This window comes from Bacillus sp. 9.4, from assembly GCF_055486415.1.
Window position 1 is genome coordinate 898,073 of record NZ_JBVFMU010000002.1, and the last position, 20,692, is coordinate 918,764.

24 protein-coding genes and 1 pseudogene are annotated in these 20,692 nt (G+C 44.5%); 12 read left to right on the forward strand and 13 right to left on the reverse strand.

The features are described from left to right. Positions 1–53: 53 nt before the first annotated feature. From hemY to ACZ07B_RS11230, 4 genes are all read right to left on the reverse strand, one after another. Positions 54–1,466 (reverse strand): protoporphyrinogen oxidase, encoded by a 1,413-nt coding sequence (gene hemY, locus ACZ07B_RS11215; protein WP_464877192.1) that lies wholly within the window; start codon positions 1,464–1,466, stop codon positions 54–56. A 14-nt stretch (positions 1,467–1,480) separates the two neighbouring features. Continuing rightward, a complete protein-coding gene (hemH, locus tag ACZ07B_RS11220) occupies positions 1,481–2,413 on the reverse strand; it encodes a ferrochelatase (RefSeq protein WP_327845622.1) in 933 nt (310 codons plus the stop codon). A 71-nt stretch (positions 2,414–2,484) separates the two neighbouring features. Beyond that, positions 2,485–3,546 carry a uroporphyrinogen decarboxylase gene (gene hemE, locus ACZ07B_RS11225; protein WP_086343653.1) on the reverse strand — a complete coding sequence of 354 codons (1,062 nt, stop codon included), beginning with the start codon at positions 3,544–3,546 and terminating at the stop codon, positions 2,485–2,487. Positions 3,547–3,667: 121 nt separating this feature from the next. Further along, positions 3,668–5,812 (reverse strand): transglycosylase domain-containing protein, encoded by a 2,145-nt coding sequence (locus tag ACZ07B_RS11230; RefSeq protein ID WP_015383251.1) that lies wholly within the window; start codon positions 5,810–5,812, stop codon positions 3,668–3,670. Positions 5,813–5,933: 121 nt separating this feature from the next. Here ACZ07B_RS11230 and hmoB point away from each other — a divergent pair, with 121 nt between their 5' ends. The 4 genes and pseudogenes from hmoB to sndC all read left to right on the forward strand — a co-directional run bounded on the left by hmoB (position 5,934) and on the right by sndC (position 9,516). Then, on the forward strand, positions 5,934–6,434 hold the full coding sequence (gene hmoB / locus ACZ07B_RS11235; RefSeq protein WP_086343651.1) for a heme-degrading oxygenase HmoB: 501 nt from the start codon (positions 5,934–5,936) through the stop codon (positions 6,432–6,434). Between the two features lie 44 nt (positions 6,435–6,478). Next, a pseudogene (locus ACZ07B_RS11240) lies at positions 6,479–6,796 on the forward strand (hypothetical protein). A 65-nt stretch (positions 6,797–6,861) separates the two neighbouring features. After that, positions 6,862–8,253, forward strand: coding sequence for a hypothetical protein (locus ACZ07B_RS11245; protein WP_216999653.1), 1,392 nt, complete (start codon positions 6,862–6,864; stop codon positions 8,251–8,253). Positions 8,254–8,325: 72 nt separating this feature from the next. Beyond that, on the forward strand, positions 8,326–9,516 hold the full coding sequence (sndC, locus tag ACZ07B_RS11250; RefSeq protein WP_217002633.1) for a M20 family metallopeptidase: 1,191 nt from the start codon (positions 8,326–8,328) through the stop codon (positions 9,514–9,516). A gap of 17 nt (positions 9,517–9,533) precedes the next feature. Here the strand turns inward: sndC and ACZ07B_RS11255 are convergent, their stop codons facing one another. The 3 genes from ACZ07B_RS11255 to ecsA are packed head-to-tail and all read right to left on the reverse strand — an operon-like array spanning position 9,534 to position 12,226. Continuing rightward, a complete protein-coding gene (locus ACZ07B_RS11255) occupies positions 9,534–10,244 on the reverse strand; it encodes an EcsC family protein (RefSeq protein ID WP_268549545.1) in 711 nt (236 codons plus the stop codon). 19 nt (positions 10,245–10,263) lie between these two features. Beyond that, entirely contained in the window at positions 10,264–11,490 is a 1,227-nt protein-coding gene (gene ecsB / locus ACZ07B_RS11260) for an ABC transporter permease EcsB (protein WP_268549544.1), read from the reverse strand. Continuing rightward, positions 11,483–12,226: an ABC transporter ATP-binding protein EcsA gene (gene ecsA, locus ACZ07B_RS11265; protein ID WP_003233230.1), complete on the reverse strand. Its 744-nt coding sequence runs from the start codon at positions 12,224–12,226 to the stop codon at positions 11,483–11,485. The genes ecsB and ecsA overlap by 8 nt, the downstream gene beginning before the upstream one ends. Before the next feature lie 487 nt (positions 12,227–12,713). Here ecsA and ACZ07B_RS11270 point away from each other — a divergent pair, with 487 nt between their 5' ends. From ACZ07B_RS11270 to trpP, 3 genes are all read left to right on the forward strand, one after another. Then, on the forward strand, positions 12,714–13,151 hold the full coding sequence (locus tag ACZ07B_RS11270) for an HIT family protein (RefSeq protein ID WP_003233231.1): 438 nt from the start codon (positions 12,714–12,716) through the stop codon (positions 13,149–13,151). Positions 13,152–13,297: 146 nt separating this feature from the next. Next, entirely contained in the window at positions 13,298–14,377 is a 1,080-nt protein-coding gene (gene serC, locus ACZ07B_RS11275) for a 3-phosphoserine/phosphohydroxythreonine transaminase (RefSeq protein ID WP_268549543.1), read from the forward strand. Between the two features lie 124 nt (positions 14,378–14,501). Further along, the gene (trpP, locus tag ACZ07B_RS11280) at positions 14,502–15,020 is read left to right on the forward strand and encodes a tryptophan transporter TrpP (protein ID WP_003233236.1); all 519 of its coding nucleotides are present in this window, start codon (positions 14,502–14,504) and stop codon (positions 15,018–15,020) included. Positions 15,021–15,093: 73 nt separating this feature from the next. Here trpP and ACZ07B_RS11285 read toward each other — a convergent pair whose 3' ends face one another. Then, positions 15,094–15,285, reverse strand: a complete 192-nt coding sequence (locus tag ACZ07B_RS11285; RefSeq protein ID WP_024571664.1) for a hypothetical protein — start codon at positions 15,283–15,285, stop codon at positions 15,094–15,096. A gap of 129 nt (positions 15,286–15,414) precedes the next feature. On the opposite strand from ACZ07B_RS11285, the gene ACZ07B_RS11290 reads away from it, so the two are divergent. Both ACZ07B_RS11290 and ACZ07B_RS11295 read left to right on the forward strand, forming a co-directional pair. Continuing rightward, positions 15,415–15,771 carry a YtxH domain-containing protein gene (locus ACZ07B_RS11290; protein WP_326214122.1) on the forward strand — a complete coding sequence of 119 codons (357 nt, stop codon included), beginning with the start codon at positions 15,415–15,417 and terminating at the stop codon, positions 15,769–15,771. A 177-nt stretch (positions 15,772–15,948) separates the two neighbouring features. Next, entirely contained in the window at positions 15,949–16,560 is a 612-nt protein-coding gene (locus tag ACZ07B_RS11295; RefSeq protein ID WP_268549541.1) for an HTH-type transcriptional regulator Hpr, read from the forward strand. On the opposite strand, the gene ACZ07B_RS11300 is transcribed toward ACZ07B_RS11295, so the two are convergent. Further along, entirely contained in the window at positions 16,557–16,898 is a 342-nt protein-coding gene (locus tag ACZ07B_RS11300) for a YhaI family protein (RefSeq protein WP_009966921.1), read from the reverse strand. The genes ACZ07B_RS11295 and ACZ07B_RS11300 overlap by 4 nt on opposite strands. A gap of 207 nt (positions 16,899–17,105) precedes the next feature. On the opposite strand from ACZ07B_RS11300, the gene ACZ07B_RS11305 reads away from it, so the two are divergent. Then, entirely contained in the window at positions 17,106–17,624 is a 519-nt protein-coding gene (locus ACZ07B_RS11305) for a DUF3267 domain-containing protein (protein WP_268549536.1), read from the forward strand. Between the two features lie 107 nt (positions 17,625–17,731). Continuing rightward, the gene (locus ACZ07B_RS11310; protein ID WP_024571667.1) at positions 17,732–17,914 is read left to right on the forward strand and encodes a hypothetical protein; all 183 of its coding nucleotides are present in this window, start codon (positions 17,732–17,734) and stop codon (positions 17,912–17,914) included. A gap of 49 nt (positions 17,915–17,963) precedes the next feature. Here the strand turns inward: ACZ07B_RS11310 and yhzE2 are convergent, their stop codons facing one another. Together yhzE2 and yhzE1 are read right to left on the reverse strand one after the other, a co-directional pair. After that, complete coding sequence (gene yhzE2 / locus ACZ07B_RS11315; protein ID WP_003155248.1) at positions 17,964–18,050, reverse strand: sporulation protein YhzE2; 87 nt, start codon at positions 18,048–18,050, stop codon at positions 17,964–17,966. 124 nt (positions 18,051–18,174) lie between these two features. After that, positions 18,175–18,261, reverse strand: coding sequence for a sporulation protein YhzE1 (gene yhzE1 / locus ACZ07B_RS11320; protein ID WP_003327753.1), 87 nt, complete (start codon positions 18,259–18,261; stop codon positions 18,175–18,177). 159 nt (positions 18,262–18,420) lie between these two features. On the opposite strand from yhzE1, the gene prsA reads away from it, so the two are divergent. Continuing rightward, entirely contained in the window at positions 18,421–19,299 is an 879-nt protein-coding gene (gene prsA, locus ACZ07B_RS11325) for a peptidylprolyl isomerase PrsA (protein ID WP_015383240.1), read from the forward strand. Positions 19,300–19,338: 39 nt separating this feature from the next. On the opposite strand, the gene yhaL is transcribed toward prsA, so the two are convergent. Together yhaL and yhaM are read right to left on the reverse strand one after the other, a co-directional pair. Continuing rightward, positions 19,339–19,551, reverse strand: coding sequence for a sporulation YhaL family protein (gene yhaL, locus ACZ07B_RS11330; RefSeq protein WP_216999665.1), 213 nt, complete (start codon positions 19,549–19,551; stop codon positions 19,339–19,341). Between the two features lie 124 nt (positions 19,552–19,675). Further along, the gene (gene yhaM, locus ACZ07B_RS11335) at positions 19,676–20,620 is read right to left on the reverse strand and encodes a 3'-5' exoribonuclease YhaM (protein WP_003245698.1); all 945 of its coding nucleotides are present in this window, start codon (positions 20,618–20,620) and stop codon (positions 19,676–19,678) included. Between the last annotated feature and the right edge of the window lie 72 nt (positions 20,621–20,692).

A 20,692-nucleotide genomic window follows, 5' to 3' on the forward strand; every position in this document is an offset into this window, starting at 1 on the left:
TACACAGTATTGCCATTGCACATCAAAAAAACCTCCGCCATAAAGCGGAGGTTTTAGCTGAATAAATAGGTAAGCGCGTCAGACACGGCAGCTTTTCCTTGATCAATGCAGTCGGGAATGCCGACACCTTCAAAAGAAGCGCCTGTCATATAAACACCCGGATATGCAGATGCAAATGCTTCACGCAGCTCCTTGATACGCTGCTTATGGCCGACATGGTACTGCGGCATGCTTTCATGCCATCGGGTGACACATGTCATTTCCGGCTCGCCGTTTATGTTCATGACTTTCTTTAAGTCTTCTAACACAATATTGATAATGTCATTATCTGATAGATCGACAATGGATTCGTCTCCGGCTTTTCCGACATATGCCCGAAGCAGCGTTTTGCCTTCCGGCGCTGCGTGCGGCCATTTTTTATTCGTCCACGTACAGGCAGTGATCGCAAAGTCACTGTTTCTTGAAATGACAAAACCCGTGCCCTCATGCTCCATTTGGACGGAGCCTTCAGGGAAGCCTAAAGCGACGTTTGCCACGGATGTGGAGTGCATATTTTTCAAATGAGAAATGGCAGGAAGCTCAGAAAGCATTCCCGCAGCCGCTTTATGCGGAGCAGTCACAATTACTGAATCTGCATCAAGTGTGACGCCGTTATCCAGTTCGAGCGAATAGCCAGAGCCGCCACGGCTGAGCTTGGTCACTTTTGTGCCTTTATACACCTTCGTCAGCTTTAACTGCTTTTCGATCTCTTCTACAAGGGTCTGCAAACCGGTTGACAGAGTCTGGAACTGCCCTTGTTTTTTTGCCGTCAGCTGCTGGCCTGAGCCTTGAGGCCTTGTTTTTTTCATGCCGAGAATCAGGCTTCTATGCTTTTGTTCCGTCTGGTAAAATTGCGGGAATGTCGACATCAGGCTGAGCTTGTCAATGTCGCCTGCGTAGATCCCTGATAGAAGCGGCTCGATTAAGTTCTCGACCACTTCATCTCCGACACGTCTGCGGAAGAATTCTCCCAATGACTGATCATCCTTTGTTTTGCTAGCAGGCAGGATGAAATCCATAGCAGCTCTCGCCTTCCCAGACAAAGAAAACAGACCCGTAGAAACAAACGGCGCAATTTTTGTCGGTATCCCCATTACAGCGCCCTTCGGCATTGGATGCAGGGTGCGGTTTACAAGCACATAGGATTGTCCGGTCGCATTGTTGACAAGCAAATGCTCAAGACCTAAGTCTTTAACAAGCTGCGGGGCGCTTTTCTTTCGTTCCAGAAATGAGTCTGGCCCTCTTTCGATGATATAGCCGTCTTTCTTGACAGTCTGGATTTTCCCGCCGACTCTCGGACTTGCCTCAACAAGTGTCAGCTCAAGCGGCAGATTCTTTTCTTTGATTTCTTTTTCCATATAGAAGGCGGCGGCTAAACCGGTAATGCCGCCGCCGATGATGACTACATGTTTTTTGCCGTCACTCATGTTCATCGCCTTCTTTAACGTCCTAATTTTTTTAATACGACTGTTGCCAAAGCATCAATAAATTCAGGCTTGGCATTTGGCATTTCCGGCCGGTAATAGCTTGCGCCGATATCGTCAGTAACCACTTTGCATTCATAATCATTATCATAAAGCACTTCTAAGTGATCCGCGACAAATCCAACAGGAACATATACAAATGCTTGATAGCCTTTTTGTTCGAATAAATCACGTGTTAAATCCTGAACGTCGGGTCCGAGCCAAGGATCAGGCGTGTTCCCTTCACTTTGCCAGCCGACAGCATATTCGGAAACGCCTGCGCCTTCAGCAATCAATTTCGCCGATTCATGCAGCTGGTCCGGATACGGGTCTCCAAATTCTTTGATTTTTTCCGGCAGGCTGTGTGCGGATACGATGAGCATCGCGTTTTCTCTTTCATCCTCAGGCATTGACGCATATGTTTCCTTCACTCGGTCAACCCAATATTTCACGAACTTCGGTTCATCGTACCAGCTTTCAACTGACGTAATCGTTAAGCCGCCGAGTTTTTCAGCCTCTTCTTTGGCACGTTTGTTGTAGGACTGAACGCTGAACGTGGAGAAATGCGGCGCCAGCACGATGCTGACTGCTTCTGTAATGCCATCCTTATGCATCTCTGCTACGGCGTCTTCAATAAACGGCTCGATATGCTTCAGTCCGATATACGCTTTAAACGTAATCTCGTCCTGAATTTCATTCAAATGCTGTTCCAGACTATGCGCCTGCTCTTCTGTGATTTTGGCAAGCGGTGAAATGCCGCCAATCGCTTCGTATCTGTCTTTCAAATCTTGAAGCATTTCAGGTTCAGGCTTTCTGCCTCTTCTGATATGTGTATAATAACGTTCAATATCTTCTTCCTTATAAGGCGTGCCATACGCCATAACGAGAAGCCCCATTTTCTTTCTACTCACTGTTTACACCCTCTTTAATGATCTGATACAAACATTTTGACAGGATATCATTAAGATACCAAAAGATATGCTTAGGAATATTGACCCATTTTTTTGTTTTGTGAATATTCATGGACAAACGCTGTCAGTTTTTTCAAAACCTCGGGACTGACATCAGGAAATACCCCATGGCCAAGATTGAAAATGAAGCCATCTGATTTCATACCCTGATCAAGTATTTCCTTCGTTTTCTTCTCAATGACTTCCCATGGCGCAAGCAAAATGGACGGGTCCAGGTTGCCCTGCACTGTTTTAGTGATTCCTTTTGATCTGGCTTCATCAATGCCGAGTCTCCAGTCAAGCCCGACAACATCGAGAGGAAGGTCATGCCAATCATTTGCGAGATGACTCGCGCCGACGCCAAACATGATCAGCGGCACATTCTCCTTTGCGAGCTCTGAAAAAATCCGGTTCATTACGGGTTTAATGTATGTTCTGTAATCTGCCTGATTCAATGCGCCGACCCACGAATCAAAGATTTGAATCGCTTTTGCGCCTGCCTTAATCTGCGCTTTCACGTACACGATGATCATGTCGGCAAGCTTGGACATCAGCAGATTCCATGCATCCGGCATGCTGTACATGAAGGCTTTTGTTTTATTGTAGTTTTTCGACGGGCCGCCTTCGATCATATAGCTTGCAAGCGTAAAAGGCGCACCTGAGAAACCGATGAGCGGGACGTTCAGCTGCTCATTGACAAGCAGTTTAATTGTCTCAAGCACGTACGGCACGTCCTGTTCCGGATCAATTTGGCCGAGTTTTTCAATGTCCGCCAGAGACCGGATTGGCTGATCAATCACAGGACCGATCCCGTTTTTGATTTCAACATCCACACCGATTGACGGCAGCGGCGTCATGATATCTTTATAAAGGATTGCAGCATCGACTCCGTATTGCTCAACCGGCAGTCTTGTGACATACGCACAAAGTTCGGGCTGATGTGTGATCTCAAACAATCCGTACTTTTCCTTCAGCTTGCGGTATTCCGGCTGTGAGCGCCCTGCTTGCCTCATATACCACACAGGCGTGTGATCCGCTTTTTCTCCCCGCGCAGCTTTTAAAAACGTCTCGTTAAACGTTTCTCGTTTACTCATCTGATTTCCACCTTTCATACGGCAACCATACGTTCGTATTTCTTGACTTATTACACTATACCTTGTTTTAGGCAAATGGTATAGAAATGTAGCTCAAAGTTCAAAAAATCGCCGAATTCCATTAAGAGGAAAACAATTTTGGCTGAACGTAATCGGTTCCTTCCCCTTCTCTTTTTGTCTGTGTATTATAAGGCACAATTTTATAAGACGCGCCCGAAAATAAGTTGGCATAAGGAATTTCATAGCTTCCCTTCCCTTCAACCGAATCAAGAAGCGTCTCCTTGCCGTCCTTGTTTACATAAATTCTGTATACGGCCCGATCATCCTCTTGAGCGTCCCACTTTAATTCAATAGTAAAGAGCCCCGCTGCTTTAAATGTGTAATCGGCTGTGAGTGTTTTGACCGGCTTCAGCTCAATCGGGCTTTCCAGTTCTTTAACGTTTTTAGGCTTTGTGAACACATGACCGGTTTCTCCTGCCTGTGTCAAAATATCCTTAAACAGCCGCGTCGGGTATGAGCTCCCGGCTTTCAAATAATGGCTTTGATCCGTTTTGTCATAGCCCATCCAGACTGCCCCGGTTATTTTCGGCGTATAGCCTGCAAACCAGGCGTCCTTTGTCGCGCCGGAGACGCCTGTATAAGATGTAGAACCTGTTTTTCCCGCCAGGTCGCCGTGATAGGTGCCGGACGTAGCCGTTCCCTTTTTGACTACCTGCTGCAGCATTCTCGTCATATTCCAAGACGTCTGCTTGCTGAATACCCGCTTTCCTTCTTCTTTATGATCGGCTATTGTTTCTCCGTCTTCATCTATTATGCTCGAGATAAAGAAGGGTTCAGTATACGTTCCATTCGCGGCAAATGTATGAAACGCGCCGGCAAGCTGGAGCGGTGAAACGCCTTTTTCCAAGCCGCCTAGAGCAAGAGCAAGGCCTTCATCAGGGATATCAATGCCGTTTGCTTTCAAATAAGATTTTCCTGTTTCGACGCCGATCTCATTCAGCGTCCAGACAGCCGGCGCGTTTTTGCTGTACGTAATGGCGTCAGACATAGTGACTTCGCCCTCATACCTGCTGTCGTAGTTTTTCGGCGTATAATCTCCGTAGGACTGCAACTCATCCTTCAATAGGGAATATGGCTTAAATTTCTTTTCCTGCATCGCCGGTCCGTATACGGCAAGCGGCTTAAATGTGGAACCCGGCTGGCGGACAGCTGTGACACGGTTATATCCTTTGGATGTGTAATCCCTTCCGCCGATGGCCGCTTCTACACCGCCTGTCTTGTTATTAATAAAGACCGCGCTTCCCTCGGCATTCTGATCTGTTCCGGGATAATAGCTACCCTCTTTCATCACCTGGTAAGCCGTCTTCTGCAGCTTCGAATCGAGCGGCACCTTGATCGTGTATCCTCCTTGAAGAAGCTGCTCTCCGGAAATGGAATACTTGTCCTCCGCCTCTTTGATCACAAGGTCAATGTAGCTGTCAAACCAAGGTGTTTCCGACTGTTTCTTCACGTGCAATCCAAGCGTCCGGCCCTGCGCGGTGACAGCCTCTTTCGCACTGATATAGCCTTGGTCATTCATCATACCTAGAATTGTATCACGCCGCTCCTTATTTTTATCAGGATGCAAAATCGGAGAGTACGTAGAAGGCGCCTTCGGAATAGCGGCCAAAACAGCGCCTTCAGATACAGTCAAATCTTTTACTTCTTTATTAAAATAATAGTGGGACGCCGCTTGTATGCCGTAAACCCCATGTCCGAAGTAAAGCTGGTTCAAATACATTTCCAGCAGCTTGTCCTTGCTGTAATCCCGTTCAAGATTGATCGCAATGATCACTTCTTTTGTTTTTCTTAGAAACGTTTTGTCATGTGTCAGAAAAATATTTTTGGCAAGCTGCTGGGTGATTGTGCTTCCGCCTTCCACCTTTCCGCCTGCTAATATATCGCGGTACACTGCCCTTCCGACAGATTTTGCATCAATGCCGTGATGCTCATAGAATCTTTTATCCTCAACAGCGATAAACGCTTCTCTGACCTGCTTTGGAATCTCATTGATCGAGACCGGCTCGCGATTTTCTGTATACAGGCTTGCAACCTCATCTCCGTTTTGATCAACAATTTTTGAAGAAGCATGAAGAATAAGCTTTTTTTCATCTATGACATAATGGCCGAGAAAAATAATTGAAATATATCCTATTAAAGCGAGAAAAGCAGTTAACACTAAAATAATGATAGGTATAAAAAGTTTCTTTTTCTTTATCTTAAACATGAACTCACCTCGCCTTTCTAAAGGTAGTATGGGAAAAATTGTTTGGAATTATGTTCGAAGCACTCGCCAATAGAAACTTATACCATTGTTTTGATATACTAGCAAGCAGGAGGTGGCTGATATGAAGGTTTATATTACATATGGGACAGCCGATTTTTTAAAAACAATCGTAGAAAAGTATCCCTCAGAAAATATCCTTTTGATGCAGGGGCAGGAAAACGCCATTTTGATTCATGAAACAAACGGAGAAACCGTTTTCCAGGCACCACACGCTTATGAAGTCATTGACCAAGTCGGAGAGATCAAGCATCCCGGTTTTGCAGTATTGAACAATATTGCCGTCACTCAGGAAGGGCGTCCGCTGTTTGAAAACAGATTTAAAAACAGAGCGGGAAAAGTCGAAAATGAGCCTGGCTTTGAAGCAATTCGAGTGCTCCGTCCGCTTGACAGTGACACCTATGTCATTCTGACCTTGTGGGAAACGGAAAGCGCCTTTCAAGACTGGCAGCAGTCCGGTTCTTACAAAGAAGCCCACAAAAAACGCGATACATCTGCCGGAATTGACACAACGTCGATCTTCTCCCGGCCTTCCTATGTCACCACATATTTCGCTGTCGAATAGCTGCCGGCATGTCCGGCAGCTTATTTTATTGGGAGGAAAGCAAAATGAAGCATACTTGCCCAGTCTGCGGGTTTAAGGGATTGGCTGAGCCGCCATATGATCATGAAGGCAATCATTCTCATGAAATCTGCCCGTGCTGCGGTTTTCAGTTCGGATTTGATGATTACGAGATGCAGCACGAGGATGATTCATATTTAGAGCCATCGGAAAGCATCATCGCCTATAGAAAAAACTGGCTTGCTGATGGGTGCGTCATTTTTTCTCCTGAATGCTTCCCAAAACATCTGCAAAAAGCGAATAGAGTGTTAAGGCTTCATCTGATTGAGCAGCTGAAACAGATCAATGTTCATCTTCCATCATAACCCTCCCCTCTGTCCCGGCACCTTCCGCCCGCCTATGAATAATCTGTAAGCGGAAGGAGTGATCGATGATGGAAGTCGGGATTTTGTCTGTCCATGTTCTGTATGTGTTTTTTATCGGTGCAATTATCTTATTTATGCTGCTGAGAAAAGACACGACATTTATTTCTCTATTCGGCATTTTTATCATATCGCTATGGGCCAGCCATTCACTTTCAGCTTCTGTCAGCAGTTTATTCCACAGCTTTATCTATGCGGCCGGCGAACTGCTGCCCACGATTTTCATCATTTGCTTTATCGTTTCAATGAGTGATTTGTTAACAAAAACAGGGATAAATGAAGCGATGATTTCTCCCTTTGCAAGCCTTGTGAGAGGGCCTGTGACTGCCTATTGGCTGATTGGAGGCCTGATGTTCGCCATTTCTCTCTTCTTCTGGCCTTCTCCGGGTGTCGCTTTAATCGGCGCCGTCCTGCTCCCCGCAGCCGCACGTGCCGGTTTGACGCCTCTTGCCGCGGCCATGGCCATGAACTTATTCGGACACGGTTTTGCCCTGTCAGGAGACTTTGTCATTCAGGCGGCGCCAAAGCTGACTGCGGATGCAGCAGGCATTCCAGTCGGTGATGTCGTCTCGGCCAGCATTCCGCTTGTGCTGATTATGGGTGTGACAACAACAACCGCTGCCTTTATCATGATTCAGCGCGAACGCAAAAAGCAGGAGCATCCCGCTTCTTTTTCCCCCATTCTTTCCGGCGAACAAGACAACTCGCTGTACTTGCCAAAACGCCTGCGGTCCATACTGGCTTTTTTGATTCCGCTTGCCTTTCTTGCAGATATTTCCTGCATGCTCTTGTTTAACCTACAAGGAAATGATGCCACCGCGTTAATTGGCGGGTCTGCAATCTGTATCCTCCTTACCGTTCATTTTTTCGTGTATAAGCATAAAGGGCTTGAAAAAATCACCGGCTATTTTATTGACGGATTTAAGTTCGGTTTTAAGGTTTTCGGCCCCGTCATCCCGATTGCCGCTTTCTTTTATCTTGGCGACTCAGGCTATGAGAGCATACTGGGCACTTCACTCCCTAAAGGTTCCCACGGCATTGTCAACGATCTTGGCATTGCTTTATCCCATATGATGCCTATGTCAAAGGAGCTTGCCGCCGCTGCATTAACTGCCGCTGGAGCCATAACAGGCCTTGACGGCTCAGGATTTTCTGGCATTTCTCTCGCCGGCTCCATCGCAAAGCTCTTTTCGTCCGCTCTCCATGCCGATCCCGCCGTTCTGACCGCGCTCGGACAAATCTCTGCCATCTGGGTGGGCGGAGGCACACTGGTCCCATGGGCGTTGATTCCCGCCGCGGCCATTTGCAAAGTTGATCCTTTTGAGCTTGCCAGAAAAAACTTCATTCCAGTCGCGATTGGCCTTTTGGTGACAACCCTCGCAGCTGTGATGATGCTTTGAAACAGCATGAGTTGAAATATTCAGACTTTTTCTATACAATCATGGAAAAGCATAGAAAAGGGGGAAGCGGCTTTGTCCATATCCACACTGCAGAAAGAGATAAACAAACAGCTCGACGGCTGTTTTGAAGAAATGGTTGAGATCAGGCGCCATTTTCATATGTATCCTGAGCTCTCATTTCAAGAAGAAAAAACCGCCGCATTTATTGCTTCCTATTATGAATCGTTAGGAGTCCCAATCCGCACGAACGTCGGCGGCAGAGGGGTTTTAGCATATATAGAAGGAAGCGAACCAGGCCCTACAGTCGCTTTGCGGGCCGACTTTGACGCTCTCCCCATTCAAGATGAAAAAGATGTCCCTTACGCCTCCAAAGTGCCTGGTGTCATGCATGCATGCGGCCACGACGGCCACACCGCAGCTCTTCTCGCAGTGGCCAAGGTCCTTCACCAAAACAAACATGAACTGAAGGGAACATTTGTGATGATCCACCAGCATGCAGAAGAATATTATCCGGGAGGCGCAAAGCCAATGATTGATGACGGCTGTCTCGAAAACGCGGATGTGATATTCGGCACTCATCTTTGGGCAACTGAGCCGCTCGGAACTATTCTCTGCCGCCCCGGCGCCGTAATGGCGGCGGCGGACCGATTTACGATTAAAGTTTTCGGAAAGGGCGGCCACGGCGCTCATCCGCATGATACAAAAGACGCCGTCCTGATCGGTTCGCAAATCGTTTCCTCTTTGCAGCACATTGTCAGCCGCAAAGTCAATCCGATTCAATCCGCCGTCATTTCGACAGGCTCCTTCATCGCCGACAATCCGTTTAATGTCATCGCAGACCAAGCAGTACTCATCGGCACAGCGCGTTCTTTTGATGAAAATGTCCGGGACATTCTGGAGAAAGAAATTGAAGCGGTTGTAAAAGGAATATGCAGCATGCACGGCGCGTCCTATGAGTACACCTATGAACAGGGTTATCCAGCGGTTGTGAACCATCCTGCAGAAACGAACCACTTGGTGAGCACCGCAAAGAATACCGAGGGCGTTCAGCAGGTCATTGACGGTGAACCGCAAATGGGCGGCGAGGATTTTGCTTATTACCTACAAAACGTGAAAGGCACTTTTTTCTTTACAGGTGCCGCTCCCGAACAGCCAGACCGAGTTTATTCCCACCACCATCCGAAATTTGATATCAACGAAAAAGCCATGCTGACAGCGGCCAAGGTCCTTGCCGGCGCTGCGATCACCTATCATCAGCTATAAAAAAACAGCCGGAGTGTTTATTCTCCGGCTGTTTCCTTTAATATCCTCAGATGAAAAACATGTCTTGCCGTTTCTCCAAGCTGAGCAAGCAGCTTATAATTGGCAATTCCGCCGACTGCCGCTCCTACGCCCGGCAAAAGCTGAAAAAGCTTCACGACGTCGATATAATCGCGATATTCCTGCTGGAACACTCTCCAGTCGATGCTCTTTTTCTCCGTCTCCCAATTTTCGATGACAGAAAAAAGCGATTTACGGCCATCATCACTCGAAAACGCAAGCTGAAACACGAGCAGCAAAAACATCCTTTCTTGTGCATCCTTGACATTAAAGCCGTAAATGGAAGACAAGGTAAATAAACACTTCATCTTAATTGAAAGCAGCAGCGGAAAATCAGCAATGCCTAAAAAAATGCCGCCCGCTCCGGTACCGACTCCCTCAGCAGCTGCCACTTTCTGATAAGAAACAATCGTTTTTTTCGCCAATTCGTTTTTTTCACTGAGCGACAGTGCACTTGTATCCTTTTTATAAGTGATGATATTGGAGCCGGCCATTGTCGCTTCTACCATTTTTTTCACACTCTCGGTGACGACCGTATGGATTTTTTCAGGAATCCGTTCATTCACCTTCGTCTGCACACGCTTCGAAAAGCGTTCAAACATGGAATCCTTTCGCAAAAAATGCATTTTCCATTGCAACGCTTCCTGCATCAGCAGCTGATTATCTGTCATTTGATTACCCCTTTTCAGTTCACAGCTTTCCGTGCTTTTTCAGCCTGGTTGTCATATAAGAAGGCAAAACAACAAAAATCAGAACGGCAGAACCGATCAGCGCGTACAGAAAACCGGTCAAGCCAGCTGCATAGGCAGATGCAACAGACATCAGCAGCGCTTGAATACTAAGTGCAGTTTTTAATAGAGAGAAATAGCTTTTCAGCTTTGTTTCTTTTTTCACAGGGTACAGCTCTTGAAGAGCCAGATGGTCAAAGTGGCCGAAGAGCGGCAGAAGCTGAATGCCCGTAATGAAAATGGCAAACACAGTCAAAACCGCGGCAATCAGCGGGCTAGCTGAGACATACATAATGATCAGCGCGAAAACGATCGTTAATCTGACAATAATGCCCAAATAATCACTCGAACGCAAAAAGGCGCGGGTGAACATATAGGCAAATGTTTTGCGCTGTTCAAACGGCACAAGCCGCAGCAAAAAGTCGAGATAAGCTCTGCGTTTGGCTTGCTTTCGCAAATGCGGCACATCAGTAAACAGGTTGGCAATCCGATAGAAACGCTGCTTTCGTCTCAATTCGGACTCAATATGGCTCTCCCATTTAAATGTTTTCCGTTTTGCTGCGGAAGACATATACAGATAAAGAACAGCCATAATGACATAGACGAGAAGCGCATACATATAAACAGATTGGAAAACAAAATAAAGAACGAGTGTATTCGCCGCAAAGCGAATGATGACGTCCATCCGTTTCATGCTGCGGTCGTTTTGGAAAGTCGTGCGCCATTCCATTACCTGATTCCACGCTTTCAGCAGCAACAGTTGGACAAAGACCGCGGCATACGATACGAGCGAAGCCCCCGGTGTGACTGCGAAATAAAGCGGCATCGCAACGATGCTCAGCGCAATCAGCGGAAACAGCTGAGACACATAGCTATAGACAAACGCCTGCTTCAAGTAAGGCTCCATTTTTGCTTCTAGAGGCAATAAGAAAACAAGGTCAGCCTCCTTCAAAAGCGTTCGCACATAAGAGCTTGTCAACACTAGTGAAAACAGCACGGCCATCACCCAAAAGGACGGAAAGTGAGCGGGAATGTCCCGTATCCATTTGCTGTACCAGCTTGCAGCGCCCGCTAGAAAAAAGATCAAAACAATGACGAGGTGATCGTTGAGCATATATTTCATGTATGTTCTTGTTTCTTTGATATGCTCCTGCAGCCGCGACTGCCAAATATCAAGCATATTATTCATGGCCAGCGTCTTCCTTTGTAAGCTCAAGATACAAATCGTCCAGCGCCGCGTCCTTCATTCCAAACTGCTCTCTGAGCTCTGACAGCGTGCCGCGCGCCCGCACCTCGCCGTTATGTAAAATAATAAACGAATCGCAATAGCGTTCTGCCGTTGCCAAAATGTGTGTTGACATCAGCACGCTCGCCCCGCCTTTTTTCGCTTCATTCATCCGTTCAAGCAGCGCGTTAATGGCAAGCGGATCAAGCCCTAGAAAAGGCTCATCAATAATGTAGAGCGCAGGCTCTGCCAAAAATGCGCACATAATCATAACCTTCTGCTTCATTCCTTTAGAAAAATGGGCCGGGAACCACTTCAGCCTCTTTTCCATTCGGAATTCCTTTAAAAGCGGAGGCAGCCTTTTCTCCATCGTTTCTTTTGACAGCCCATATGCCATGGCTGTTAGTTCAAGATGCTCCATCAGCGTCAATTCTTCATATAAAACAGGTGTTTCAGGTATATAGGTAAATTGTGAACGGTAGCCTTCCGGATCCTCAGCAAACGTTTTACCGTTTAATTCGATTGAACCTTTATGCGGGTCCATCAGCCCGATGATGTGTCTGATTGTTGTACTTTTACCAGCACCATTCAGCCCGATTAAGCCGACAATTTGATTCGGTTCAAGGGTGAATGATACGTTTTTTAAAACCGGATTTCTTGTATATCCGCCGGTTAAGTCTTTTACCGATAGCAGAGACATAGTTTCTCCCCTTATAGTGTTTTTCTTCATAGTACCAAAAACAAGGCCTGATTTGAAACAATTCCCTTTTAACAAATGATGAATTTGCTGTCATAAAGAGACAGGGTTCTGGACATCATAATAGTTGTAGAGGAAAAGCATATCAACTGAAAAATGAGGTGTTTGTCAAAGACGTCTTAGAAACAGTTGGATAGAAAATAAACATGTCCAATGCTCAAACCATTTCTCTTCACTGAATTGATGAATTCTTCATGTATGAAGCAAATTGTCAAATGAGGTGTTTATCGCAGGAATCGTTAGGCATTAAACAAGTCTTCATTTTATTGACAAATGAGGTGCTTACCAAAGGCATAACACATTTTCTTCATATAAGCTCTTCCTCTGCATTCAGGGTGAACGCTAGCCGTTCATCCTGTTTTCTATTTTCTGCATTTCTGTGGTACGATGAGTGTATACATACTAAACGATTTCATAAGGAGGAACCCTCATGCATTGTGCAGAGAATTGTATCTTTTGTAAAATTATTGCCGGCGACATTCCATCCGCGAAGGTGTATGAAGATGAACATGTACTTGCCTTTCTTGATATCAGCCAAGTGACAAAAGGCCATACGCTTGTCATTCCGAAAACACATATTGAGAATGTATATGAATTTACAGATGAATTAGCAAAACAATATTTTCATGCTGTTCCGAAAATCGCCCGCGCTATCCGGGATGAATTTGAACCGATCGGCTTAAATACGTTGAACAATAACGGCGAAAAAGCTGGACAATCTGTGTTCCACTACCATATGCATATTATCCCTCGCTACGGAAAAGGAGATGGATTCGGAGCGGTTTGGAAAACGCATGCTGATGATTATAAACCGGAGGATCTGCAGAACATCTCTTCCTCTATCGCAAAACGCCTGGCCTCATCATAAGATGAGGTTATTTTATTTTGTGAACATTTCGCAAACATCCGTCAATTTCTTTTGATAATTCTAATTTTTTATCAAAAAACTGAATTTTTGTGATAGGATAATTGTATTATTTTATACATTAACGTGGAAAACAGGGAGAGATCATAATGGAACGTACAACGAATTTTAACGCAGGTCCTGCAGCGCTGCCACTGGAAGTTCTGCAAAAAGCACAGAAAGAATTTATTAATTTTAACGAATCCGGCATGTCTGTTATGGAGCTTTCCCACCGCAGCAAAGAGTATGAAGCGGTGCACCAAAAAGCGAAAAGCCTCTTAATCGAACTGATGGGCATTCCAGAAGATTACGATATCTTGTTTCTTCAAGGCGGGGCAAGCCTTCAATTCTCAATGCTTCCGATGAACTTTTTAACACCTGAAAAAACCGCGCATTTTGTCATGACAGGCGCTTGGTCTGAAAAAGCACTGGCAGAAACGAAACTGTTCGGGAACACGTCTATCACCGCTACAAGTGAAACAGACAATTACAGCTATATTCCAGAGGTTGACCTTACGGATGTAAAAGACGGCGCATATTTACACATCACATCCAACAATACGATTTTCGGCACTCAGTGGCAGGAGTTCCCGAATTCTCCAATTCCGCTCGTCGCCGACATGTCCAGCGATATTTTAAGCAGAAAAATCGATGTGTCCAAATTTGACGTGATCTACGGAGGCGCCCAAAAGAACCTCGGCCCTTCCGGCGTGACTGTAGTTATCATGAAAAAAAGCTGGCTGCAAAATGAAAATGCGAACGTCCCAAAAATCTTGAAATATTCCACGCATGTCAAAGCGGATTCACTCTACAACACTCCGCCGACATTTGCGATTTATATGCTGAGCCTTGTTCTGGAATGGCTAAAGGAAAACGGCGGTGTGGAAGCTGTTGAACAGCGCAATGAACAAAAAGCGCAGGTTCTCTACAGCTGTATTGATGAAAGCAACGGCTTCTATAAAGGACATGCCAGAAAGGACAGCCGCTCACGCATGAATGTCACCTTCACGCTTCGGGATGACGAATTAACGAAAACATTCGTTCAGAAAGCAAAAGATGCGAAGATGATCGGCCTTGGTGGACACCGTTCGGTGGGAGGCTGCCGCGCTTCTATTTATAACGCGGTCTCTCTCGAAGACTGTGAAAAATTAGCTGCGTTCATGAAGAAATTCCAGCAGGAAAATGAGTAAAAAGTCTGGCTATGCAAACCGTCCGTTTGGTATACTGTTTGCATAACACATTCTGTAAAGCCTTCGCAATAAATGATGAGCATATTATTGGAGGGCAAAAAGCTTAGCAGAGGAGAGCATAGTTATGAAAACAAAAGAGTTAGTCATTATGGCTCTGTTTGCCGCTATCGGCGCAGCGCTTCATTCCATTATTCCGCCCTTTTTAGGCGGCATGAAACCAGATATGATGCTGATCATGATGTTCATGGGCATTCTGCTGTTCCCGCGGGTGCAAAATGTACTCGTCATCGGGATCGTGACCGGAATCATTTCCGCGCTTACAACCGCGTTTCCAGCCGGACAGATCCCTAACATCATCGACAAACCTGTATCAGCGTTTCTGTTCTTCTCCCTGTTTCTCTTGTTCAGAAAGAGCCGGAAAACAGGTGCAGCCGCTGTGCTGACAGTGATCGGGACCATCTTATCGGGAATTGTGTTTCTATCGTCAGCTTTATTGATCGTCGGTTTGCCGGGCGGTTTCGCCGCATTGTTCGCGGCTGTTGTTCTGCCGGCCGCTGTGCTGAATACAATCTCAATGATCATTATTTATCCGATTGTGCAAACCATTTTAAGACGTTCGAGCTTTATGGAAGCTGCTAAATAATTGTCACACAAAACCTCTTCCGCTTCCGGGAGAGGTTTTTTTGAACAGAGCGCCTGCAGCATGTCAGCATGTTTTAAGCGAGGAGTTTTGTGAAAAAGATAAGACATAGTGTAAAGGCGGTTCCGGTTGAACAAACAAGCGCTTTCTGCCGGATAACCCTCTTGGGCGGATAAGAAGCAGCCTGGCTGAGAAGTCTGATATAGTAAACAGCGCCTGAAGCGAAGGCAAGTGTGATGCAGGATAATACAATCAAAAAGACAGACAACCTTCTCCCTCCTTTTCACTTAAAAAATATGCTAAAATAAAGCAAGCTATGTATAGAAGTTCAGGCTTTCAACAAAAATGAAAAATGCTGAATGAATCCTATTTTGAAGAAAAAGACGGGGTGATTGTAATGGCGAGCGGACGTTCTCTATTAACAGGACTATTCGTAGGCGGCATCATCGGAGGAGCAGCGGTTCTTCTTACTGCACCTTCCTCAGGAAAGCAGCTGCGTGAAAAAATGAAAACCAATTATGATTCTTTTGAAGAAACAATCAAACGCTTAAAATCAGACGGGCTTGCATTAAAAGACCAGCTGATCAAAGCGGCAAAAGAAAGCACGGATGTTATTAAAGACGTGGGCGGCGAGCTCCAAACGTCAATTAAAAAATGGCAGGAAGAGATCAAGCCTCACCAGCAGGATCTGCAAAAAGAAATTGCCGAAATCGAAGAGAAAATCAGACAGCTGGAGAAAACCTTACAAAACTAATATCCTATTCAAAAGAAAAAAATGCGGGCCAAAATTGGACCCGTATTTTTTTTGGCCGAAAAACCCTTCCGCCGCAATGGTTTGTGAATTTATTAAAAAATTCTTACATTTTCATCTTTATTAATCTTTATTTTATTGGCATAATAGAGAAAAAGAAAAAGAGAAGCAGGTGACGTAATGAATCGAGTGGAACCGCCCTATGATGTGAAAGAAGCTCTGGTCTTCACCCAGAAAATGGCTCAGCTTAGCAAGGCTCTTTGGAAATCGATCGAGAAGGATTGGCAGCAATGGCTCAAACCGTATGACCTGAATATTAATGAGCATCATATTTTATGGATTGCGTATCAATTGAATGGAGCTTCCATTTCTGAAATCGCGAAATTCGGGGTCATGCACGTATCAACCGCATTCAACTTTTCAAAAAAGCTGGAAGAACGGGGATATTTAAGGTTCTCCAAACGGCTGAATGATAAACGGAACACATATGTCCAATTGACTGAGGAAGGTACCGAGGTATTCTGGAGCTTGCTTGAGGAATTTGATCCGACACGCAACGCTGTTTTTAAAGGGTCACAGCCTTTGTATCATTTATTCGGAAAATTTCCTGAAGTGGCAGAAATGATGTGTATGATACGCCATATCTACGGCGATGATTTTATGGAAATTTTCGAAACGTCACTCACCAATATTGACAATGACTTTGAAAGCGTAAACGGAAAACTGAAGAAAAAAACAAAGGACAGTGCGGCGGATGAACCGGCAGAAGAGCTCGAACCTGTAAACAGTTAATCAAAATGCTTCATGATGTCAATAAAGACTTCCATCAGCTCTTGATAAAGCCCTTGCTCATACAGGGCAAAAATCGTTTCATGAACATCTAATTTTTCATTCAGCTGTCCGGCAAAAAGCGCAAGGAGCTTATCAAAGGTTACAAATCCTTGCGCTTTTTGTGTTGCCAGCTCTTCCGACAATTCATCGCATATCCTCATAACCGCTTCCCCTTCTTCCTTGCTCAGCCCTTTATCAATGAGAAGCGCATAGAAGGGGTACCTGTCCATATCTACTGTTTTCACTAATAATTGTATGTAATATTCTAATCGCTCAATGCGATGATCCATCGAATCCATCCACACCACTTCTTTCTATCTTTAATCTTATTTTAGCTGATAATTCACTGAGAAGAAAGTTCTAACCCCATATTTCGCAGTTTGTTTGCTTGTTTCAAAAAAATACCTGCCGGATGATATTTTTTCTTAAAAAAGCATTGATTTTTTCTCTTCGGAGGAGTAAATTATTTTGAGATTCTATTCAAGATGTACGGAAGGATGACTTTGATGAATTGCTGGAAGACCATAAATCTCATGAAGGATTATGGCGCCGTTCGCATAATATTAACTGCTGTATGTTTTATGATTTTGGTTTTTATATCTACCTTTTTAGCTTTTGAGCTGCTGCGGCCTGGCACAAGCTTAAGCGATGAATATGTATCTTTATTCGGCGGTTTGCTCGTCGTTATTTTATTTGTACATAAAGTCATCCATGTCCTGCCAATCATCTGCAAAAAAAGAAAAATAGAAAAAAAGTTTTACATATTGCGCATGCGCACATGGAAACGTATACCAAAAACAACAATGCTGATTTCACTGGTAAGCCCGTTCTTGCTGATTACACCGGTATTGTTTTACGCAGCACTGGCATTTCCGAATCATGCTCATTATTTCTGCATGATCTCGGGCATTCACGCCGGCTACTGTCTGCCTGATTTCCTGCTGGCTCTCAAGCTGATAAAAGCACCGAAAACCGCTTTTATTGATCAGGAAGCAGACAGCTTGGATATTCTTGTTGAAAAGTAGTCAAACCCTGGTGCTGGTGGCGATTTTTCAATTTGCATTCTATCTTTTTTAATAAATATTTGGTAATGTAATATGGGACAGTTCAGAGAGAGGGGGAATCTCCCATCATTTTATTCTATTTTATCGTGGCTGCCGTGTTTATTTTATATTTCATAAACAGGCTCACCAATACATTATGCCTTGTCAGAGAGATTCCTGAAGAGCGGCAAGATAAGGTATTCCGGTTTATTAATGTATCTATATTAATTTTACTGATCTCTTCGTTTGTGGAGATCTCCTTTACAGTGTAAATACGAAAGGCATAGCTGCTGATTAAGCAGCTATGCTTTTTTATGTTGATTAGTACAGCCAAGAAGCGCCGATGATAATCAATAAAATAAATAACACAACCAATAAAGCGAATCCGCCTGCAAATACTTCACCCATCTTAAAAAGCACCTCCTGTAATAAGCTTTATTTACCAATTACATGTTATGCAATTCATGTTTGAAACGATTAGGCGCTAGTGAAAATAAAGGATCGCTTATGTTGCAAGCGATCCTCGGGCTGCTTAGTAGATGTAAGCTGCACCTACGATGATAAGCAAAATGAACAGTACTACGAGCAACGCGAATCCGTTAGAGTATCCTCCGCTCATGTTACATACCTCCTTTTCTTGATCAATATATAAGTATGTCATCAACAAAAGTTTGACTAGACGAATGCCCTTTATTTAAAATCTTTTTACAGAAAGCCACAATATGTTATGATACGCATAGGTAATTTAATTTGGAATGATTAGGAGTGTTTGAAAACAATGAAGAAAATCGCAATAGCAGCTATCACTGCTACAAGCATCCTCGCTCTCAGTGCTTGCAGCAGCGGCGACAAAGAAGTCATCGCAAAAACAGACGCAGGCGATGTCACAAAAGGCGAGCTTTACACAAACATGAAGAAAACAGCTGGCGCAAGCGTACTGACACAGCTAGTGCAAGAAAAAGTATTGGACAAGAAGTATAAAGTTTCGGATAAAGAAATTGACAACAAGCTGAAAGAATACAAAACGCAGCTTGGCGATCAATATACTGCCCTCGAAAAGCAATATGGCAAGGATTACCTGAAAGAACAAGTAAAATATGAATTGCTGACACAAAAAGCGGCTAAAGATAACATCAAAGTAACAGACGCCGATATCAAAGAGTACTGGGAAGGCTTAAAAGGCAAAATCCGTGCAAGCCACATCCTTGTCGCTGATAAAAAGACAGCTGAAGAAGTAGAGAAAAAGCTGAAAAAAGGCGAGAAGTTTGAAGACCTTGCGAAAGAATACTCAACAGACAGCTCTGCTTCACAAGGCGGAGATCTAGGCTGGTTTGCAAAAGAAGGCCAAATGGACGAAACATTCAGCAAAGCTGCATTCAAATTAAAAACAGGTGAAGTCAGTGACCCAGTCAAAACGCAATACGGCTACCATATCATTAAAAAGACAGAAGAACGCGGCAAATACGATGATATGAAAAAAGAATTGAAATCTGAAGTGCTTGAACAAAAATTAAATGACAACGCAGCTGTTCAGGAAGCTGTTCAAAAAGTCATGAAGAAAGCTGACATCGAAGTAAAAGATAAAGATCTGAAAGACACATTTAATACATCTTCAACAAGCAACAGCACTTCTTCACCTTCAAGCAGTTCTAAATAATAAAAAAGCTGTGCAGGCTCATCGAGCCGCACAGTTTTTTTATGCGATGGAATGGTTTTGATTTTCTTCTTCATGCTGCTGAGAACCACGGCGTTCTCGCTCCTTTTCCATCCTCTCCATATAAATCTGCCCTTCTTTTTCAATAAAAGCCTGGTCTACTTTTTCTTCTTCTTTGGCTGCCGCCACAAGTTTATATGCGCTGAAAATAATGCCTACAATACAAAGATACACCCACCACGGAAAAAATAACACGGGCTCCTCCCCCTTTGCATAGATTCTTTATTCTTAACCATATGCGGGAATGAGACGAGTTATGAGCGGGAAAGACACATCAAAAAGGACTGATCTGAATATGTCAGCATCAGTCCTTTTTACGTTATTTATGAAATGTCGGTTTATAAAAGGAACGGTTTTCCAGCGCAAATACACGTTCAGTGTACTCGCCCGGCTTCACGCGCTCAAGCGCTCTGTCCATCATATTCATTTTTGCATCCAGATTGTCTATATAGTGAAGAATTTCCGCTTCTTTCACCATCGGCGGTTTCGGGCTGCCCCATTCCGCTTTCCCGTGGTGACTCAAAATCAAGTGCTGAAGAATTAACACCTCTTCAGAATCGATTTGAAGCTCCTCAGCCGCTTTTGAAAGCTCTGTCACCATAATCGAAATATGGCCGAGCAAATTGCCTTCCACCGTGTATGAAGTGGAAACAGGGCCGGACAGCTCTTTCACTTTTCCAAGATCATGCAGGATAACACCGGCATAAAGCAGATCACGATCAAGAGATGGATATAAATCTGCTATTGCTTTCGCCAGGTTCAGCATAGAGACAACATGATACGCCAAACCTGAGACAAACTCATGGTGGTTTTTCGTAGCCGCCGGATAATCCATAAACTCAGCTTCGTGTTTTTTAACCAAAAACCTTGTGATTCGCTGGATATTCGGATTTTTCATTTCAAATATATATTGAGTGATGGTGTCCATCATTTCATTTTTCGGAATCGGCGCGGTTTCTAAAAAATCATCAATATTGACGTTCTCTTGCTCGCTTACCGGTCTGATATTTCTTAGCTTTAGCTGGGTGCGCCCGCGATAATGGTGAACATCCCCCACGACCTTGACAATCGTCTGCGGCGCATAAGTCACTTCATCACTTTGCTTGGCATCCCACAGCTTCGCTTCAATATCGCCTGACTGGTCTTGCAGCATCAGCGTCAAAAACGGTTTTCCATTGCTTGCAATCCCTTTCGTCGAGGATTTAATCAATAGATACTGGTCCACCTGTTCGCCAACCTCATGTAGCATAATCCCTTTAGCCATTCTATTAAAGCTCCCTCCGTATCTTACATAATACCAGTATATCACATACCGATTTTCAGCTATAGAACCTCT

What these genes read in the sequence shown, in the direction of transcription:
- hemY (WP_464877192.1), bottom strand. Translation starts at nt 1,466, where the DNA reads ATGAGTGACGGCAAAAAACATGTAGTCATCATCGGCGGCGGCATTACC.
- hemE (WP_086343653.1), bottom strand. Translation starts at nt 3,546, where the DNA reads ATGAGTAAACGAGAAACGTTTAACGAGACGTTTTTAAAAGCTGCGCGG.
- ACZ07B_RS11230 (WP_015383251.1), bottom strand. Translation starts at nt 5,812, where the DNA reads ATGTTTAAGATAAAGAAAAAGAAACTTTTTATACCTATCATTATTTTA.
- hmoB (WP_086343651.1), top strand. Translation starts at nt 5,934, where the DNA reads ATGAAGGTTTATATTACATATGGGACAGCCGATTTTTTAAAAACAATC.
- ACZ07B_RS11245 (WP_216999653.1), top strand. Translation starts at nt 6,862, where the DNA reads ATGATGGAAGTCGGGATTTTGTCTGTCCATGTTCTGTATGTGTTTTTT.
- ACZ07B_RS11255 (WP_268549545.1), bottom strand. Translation starts at nt 10,244, where the DNA reads ATGACAGATAATCAGCTGCTGATGCAGGAAGCGTTGCAATGGAAAATG.
- ecsB (WP_268549544.1), bottom strand. Translation starts at nt 11,490, where the DNA reads ATGAATAATATGCTTGATATTTGGCAGTCGCGGCTGCAGGAGCATATC.
- ecsA (WP_003233230.1), bottom strand. Translation starts at nt 12,226, where the DNA reads ATGTCTCTGCTATCGGTAAAAGACTTAACCGGCGGATATACAAGAAAT.
- ACZ07B_RS11270 (WP_003233231.1), top strand. Translation starts at nt 12,714, where the DNA reads ATGCATTGTGCAGAGAATTGTATCTTTTGTAAAATTATTGCCGGCGAC.
- serC (WP_268549543.1), top strand. Translation starts at nt 13,298, where the DNA reads ATGGAACGTACAACGAATTTTAACGCAGGTCCTGCAGCGCTGCCACTG.
- trpP (WP_003233236.1), top strand. Translation starts at nt 14,502, where the DNA reads ATGAAAACAAAAGAGTTAGTCATTATGGCTCTGTTTGCCGCTATCGGC.
- ACZ07B_RS11290 (WP_326214122.1), top strand. Translation starts at nt 15,415, where the DNA reads ATGGCGAGCGGACGTTCTCTATTAACAGGACTATTCGTAGGCGGCATC.
- ACZ07B_RS11295 (WP_268549541.1), top strand. Translation starts at nt 15,949, where the DNA reads ATGAATCGAGTGGAACCGCCCTATGATGTGAAAGAAGCTCTGGTCTTC.
- ACZ07B_RS11300 (WP_009966921.1), bottom strand. Translation starts at nt 16,898, where the DNA reads ATGGATTCGATGGATCATCGCATTGAGCGATTAGAATATTACATACAA.
- ACZ07B_RS11305 (WP_268549536.1), top strand. Translation starts at nt 17,106, where the DNA reads ATGAATTGCTGGAAGACCATAAATCTCATGAAGGATTATGGCGCCGTT.
- yhzE2 (WP_003155248.1), bottom strand. Translation starts at nt 18,050, where the DNA reads ATGGGTGAAGTATTTGCAGGCGGATTCGCTTTATTGGTTGTGTTATTT.
- yhzE1 (WP_003327753.1), bottom strand. Translation starts at nt 18,261, where the DNA reads ATGAGCGGAGGATACTCTAACGGATTCGCGTTGCTCGTAGTACTGTTC.
- prsA (WP_015383240.1), top strand. Translation starts at nt 18,421, where the DNA reads ATGAAGAAAATCGCAATAGCAGCTATCACTGCTACAAGCATCCTCGCT.
- yhaM (WP_003245698.1), bottom strand. Translation starts at nt 20,620, where the DNA reads ATGGCTAAAGGGATTATGCTACATGAGGTTGGCGAACAGGTGGACCAG.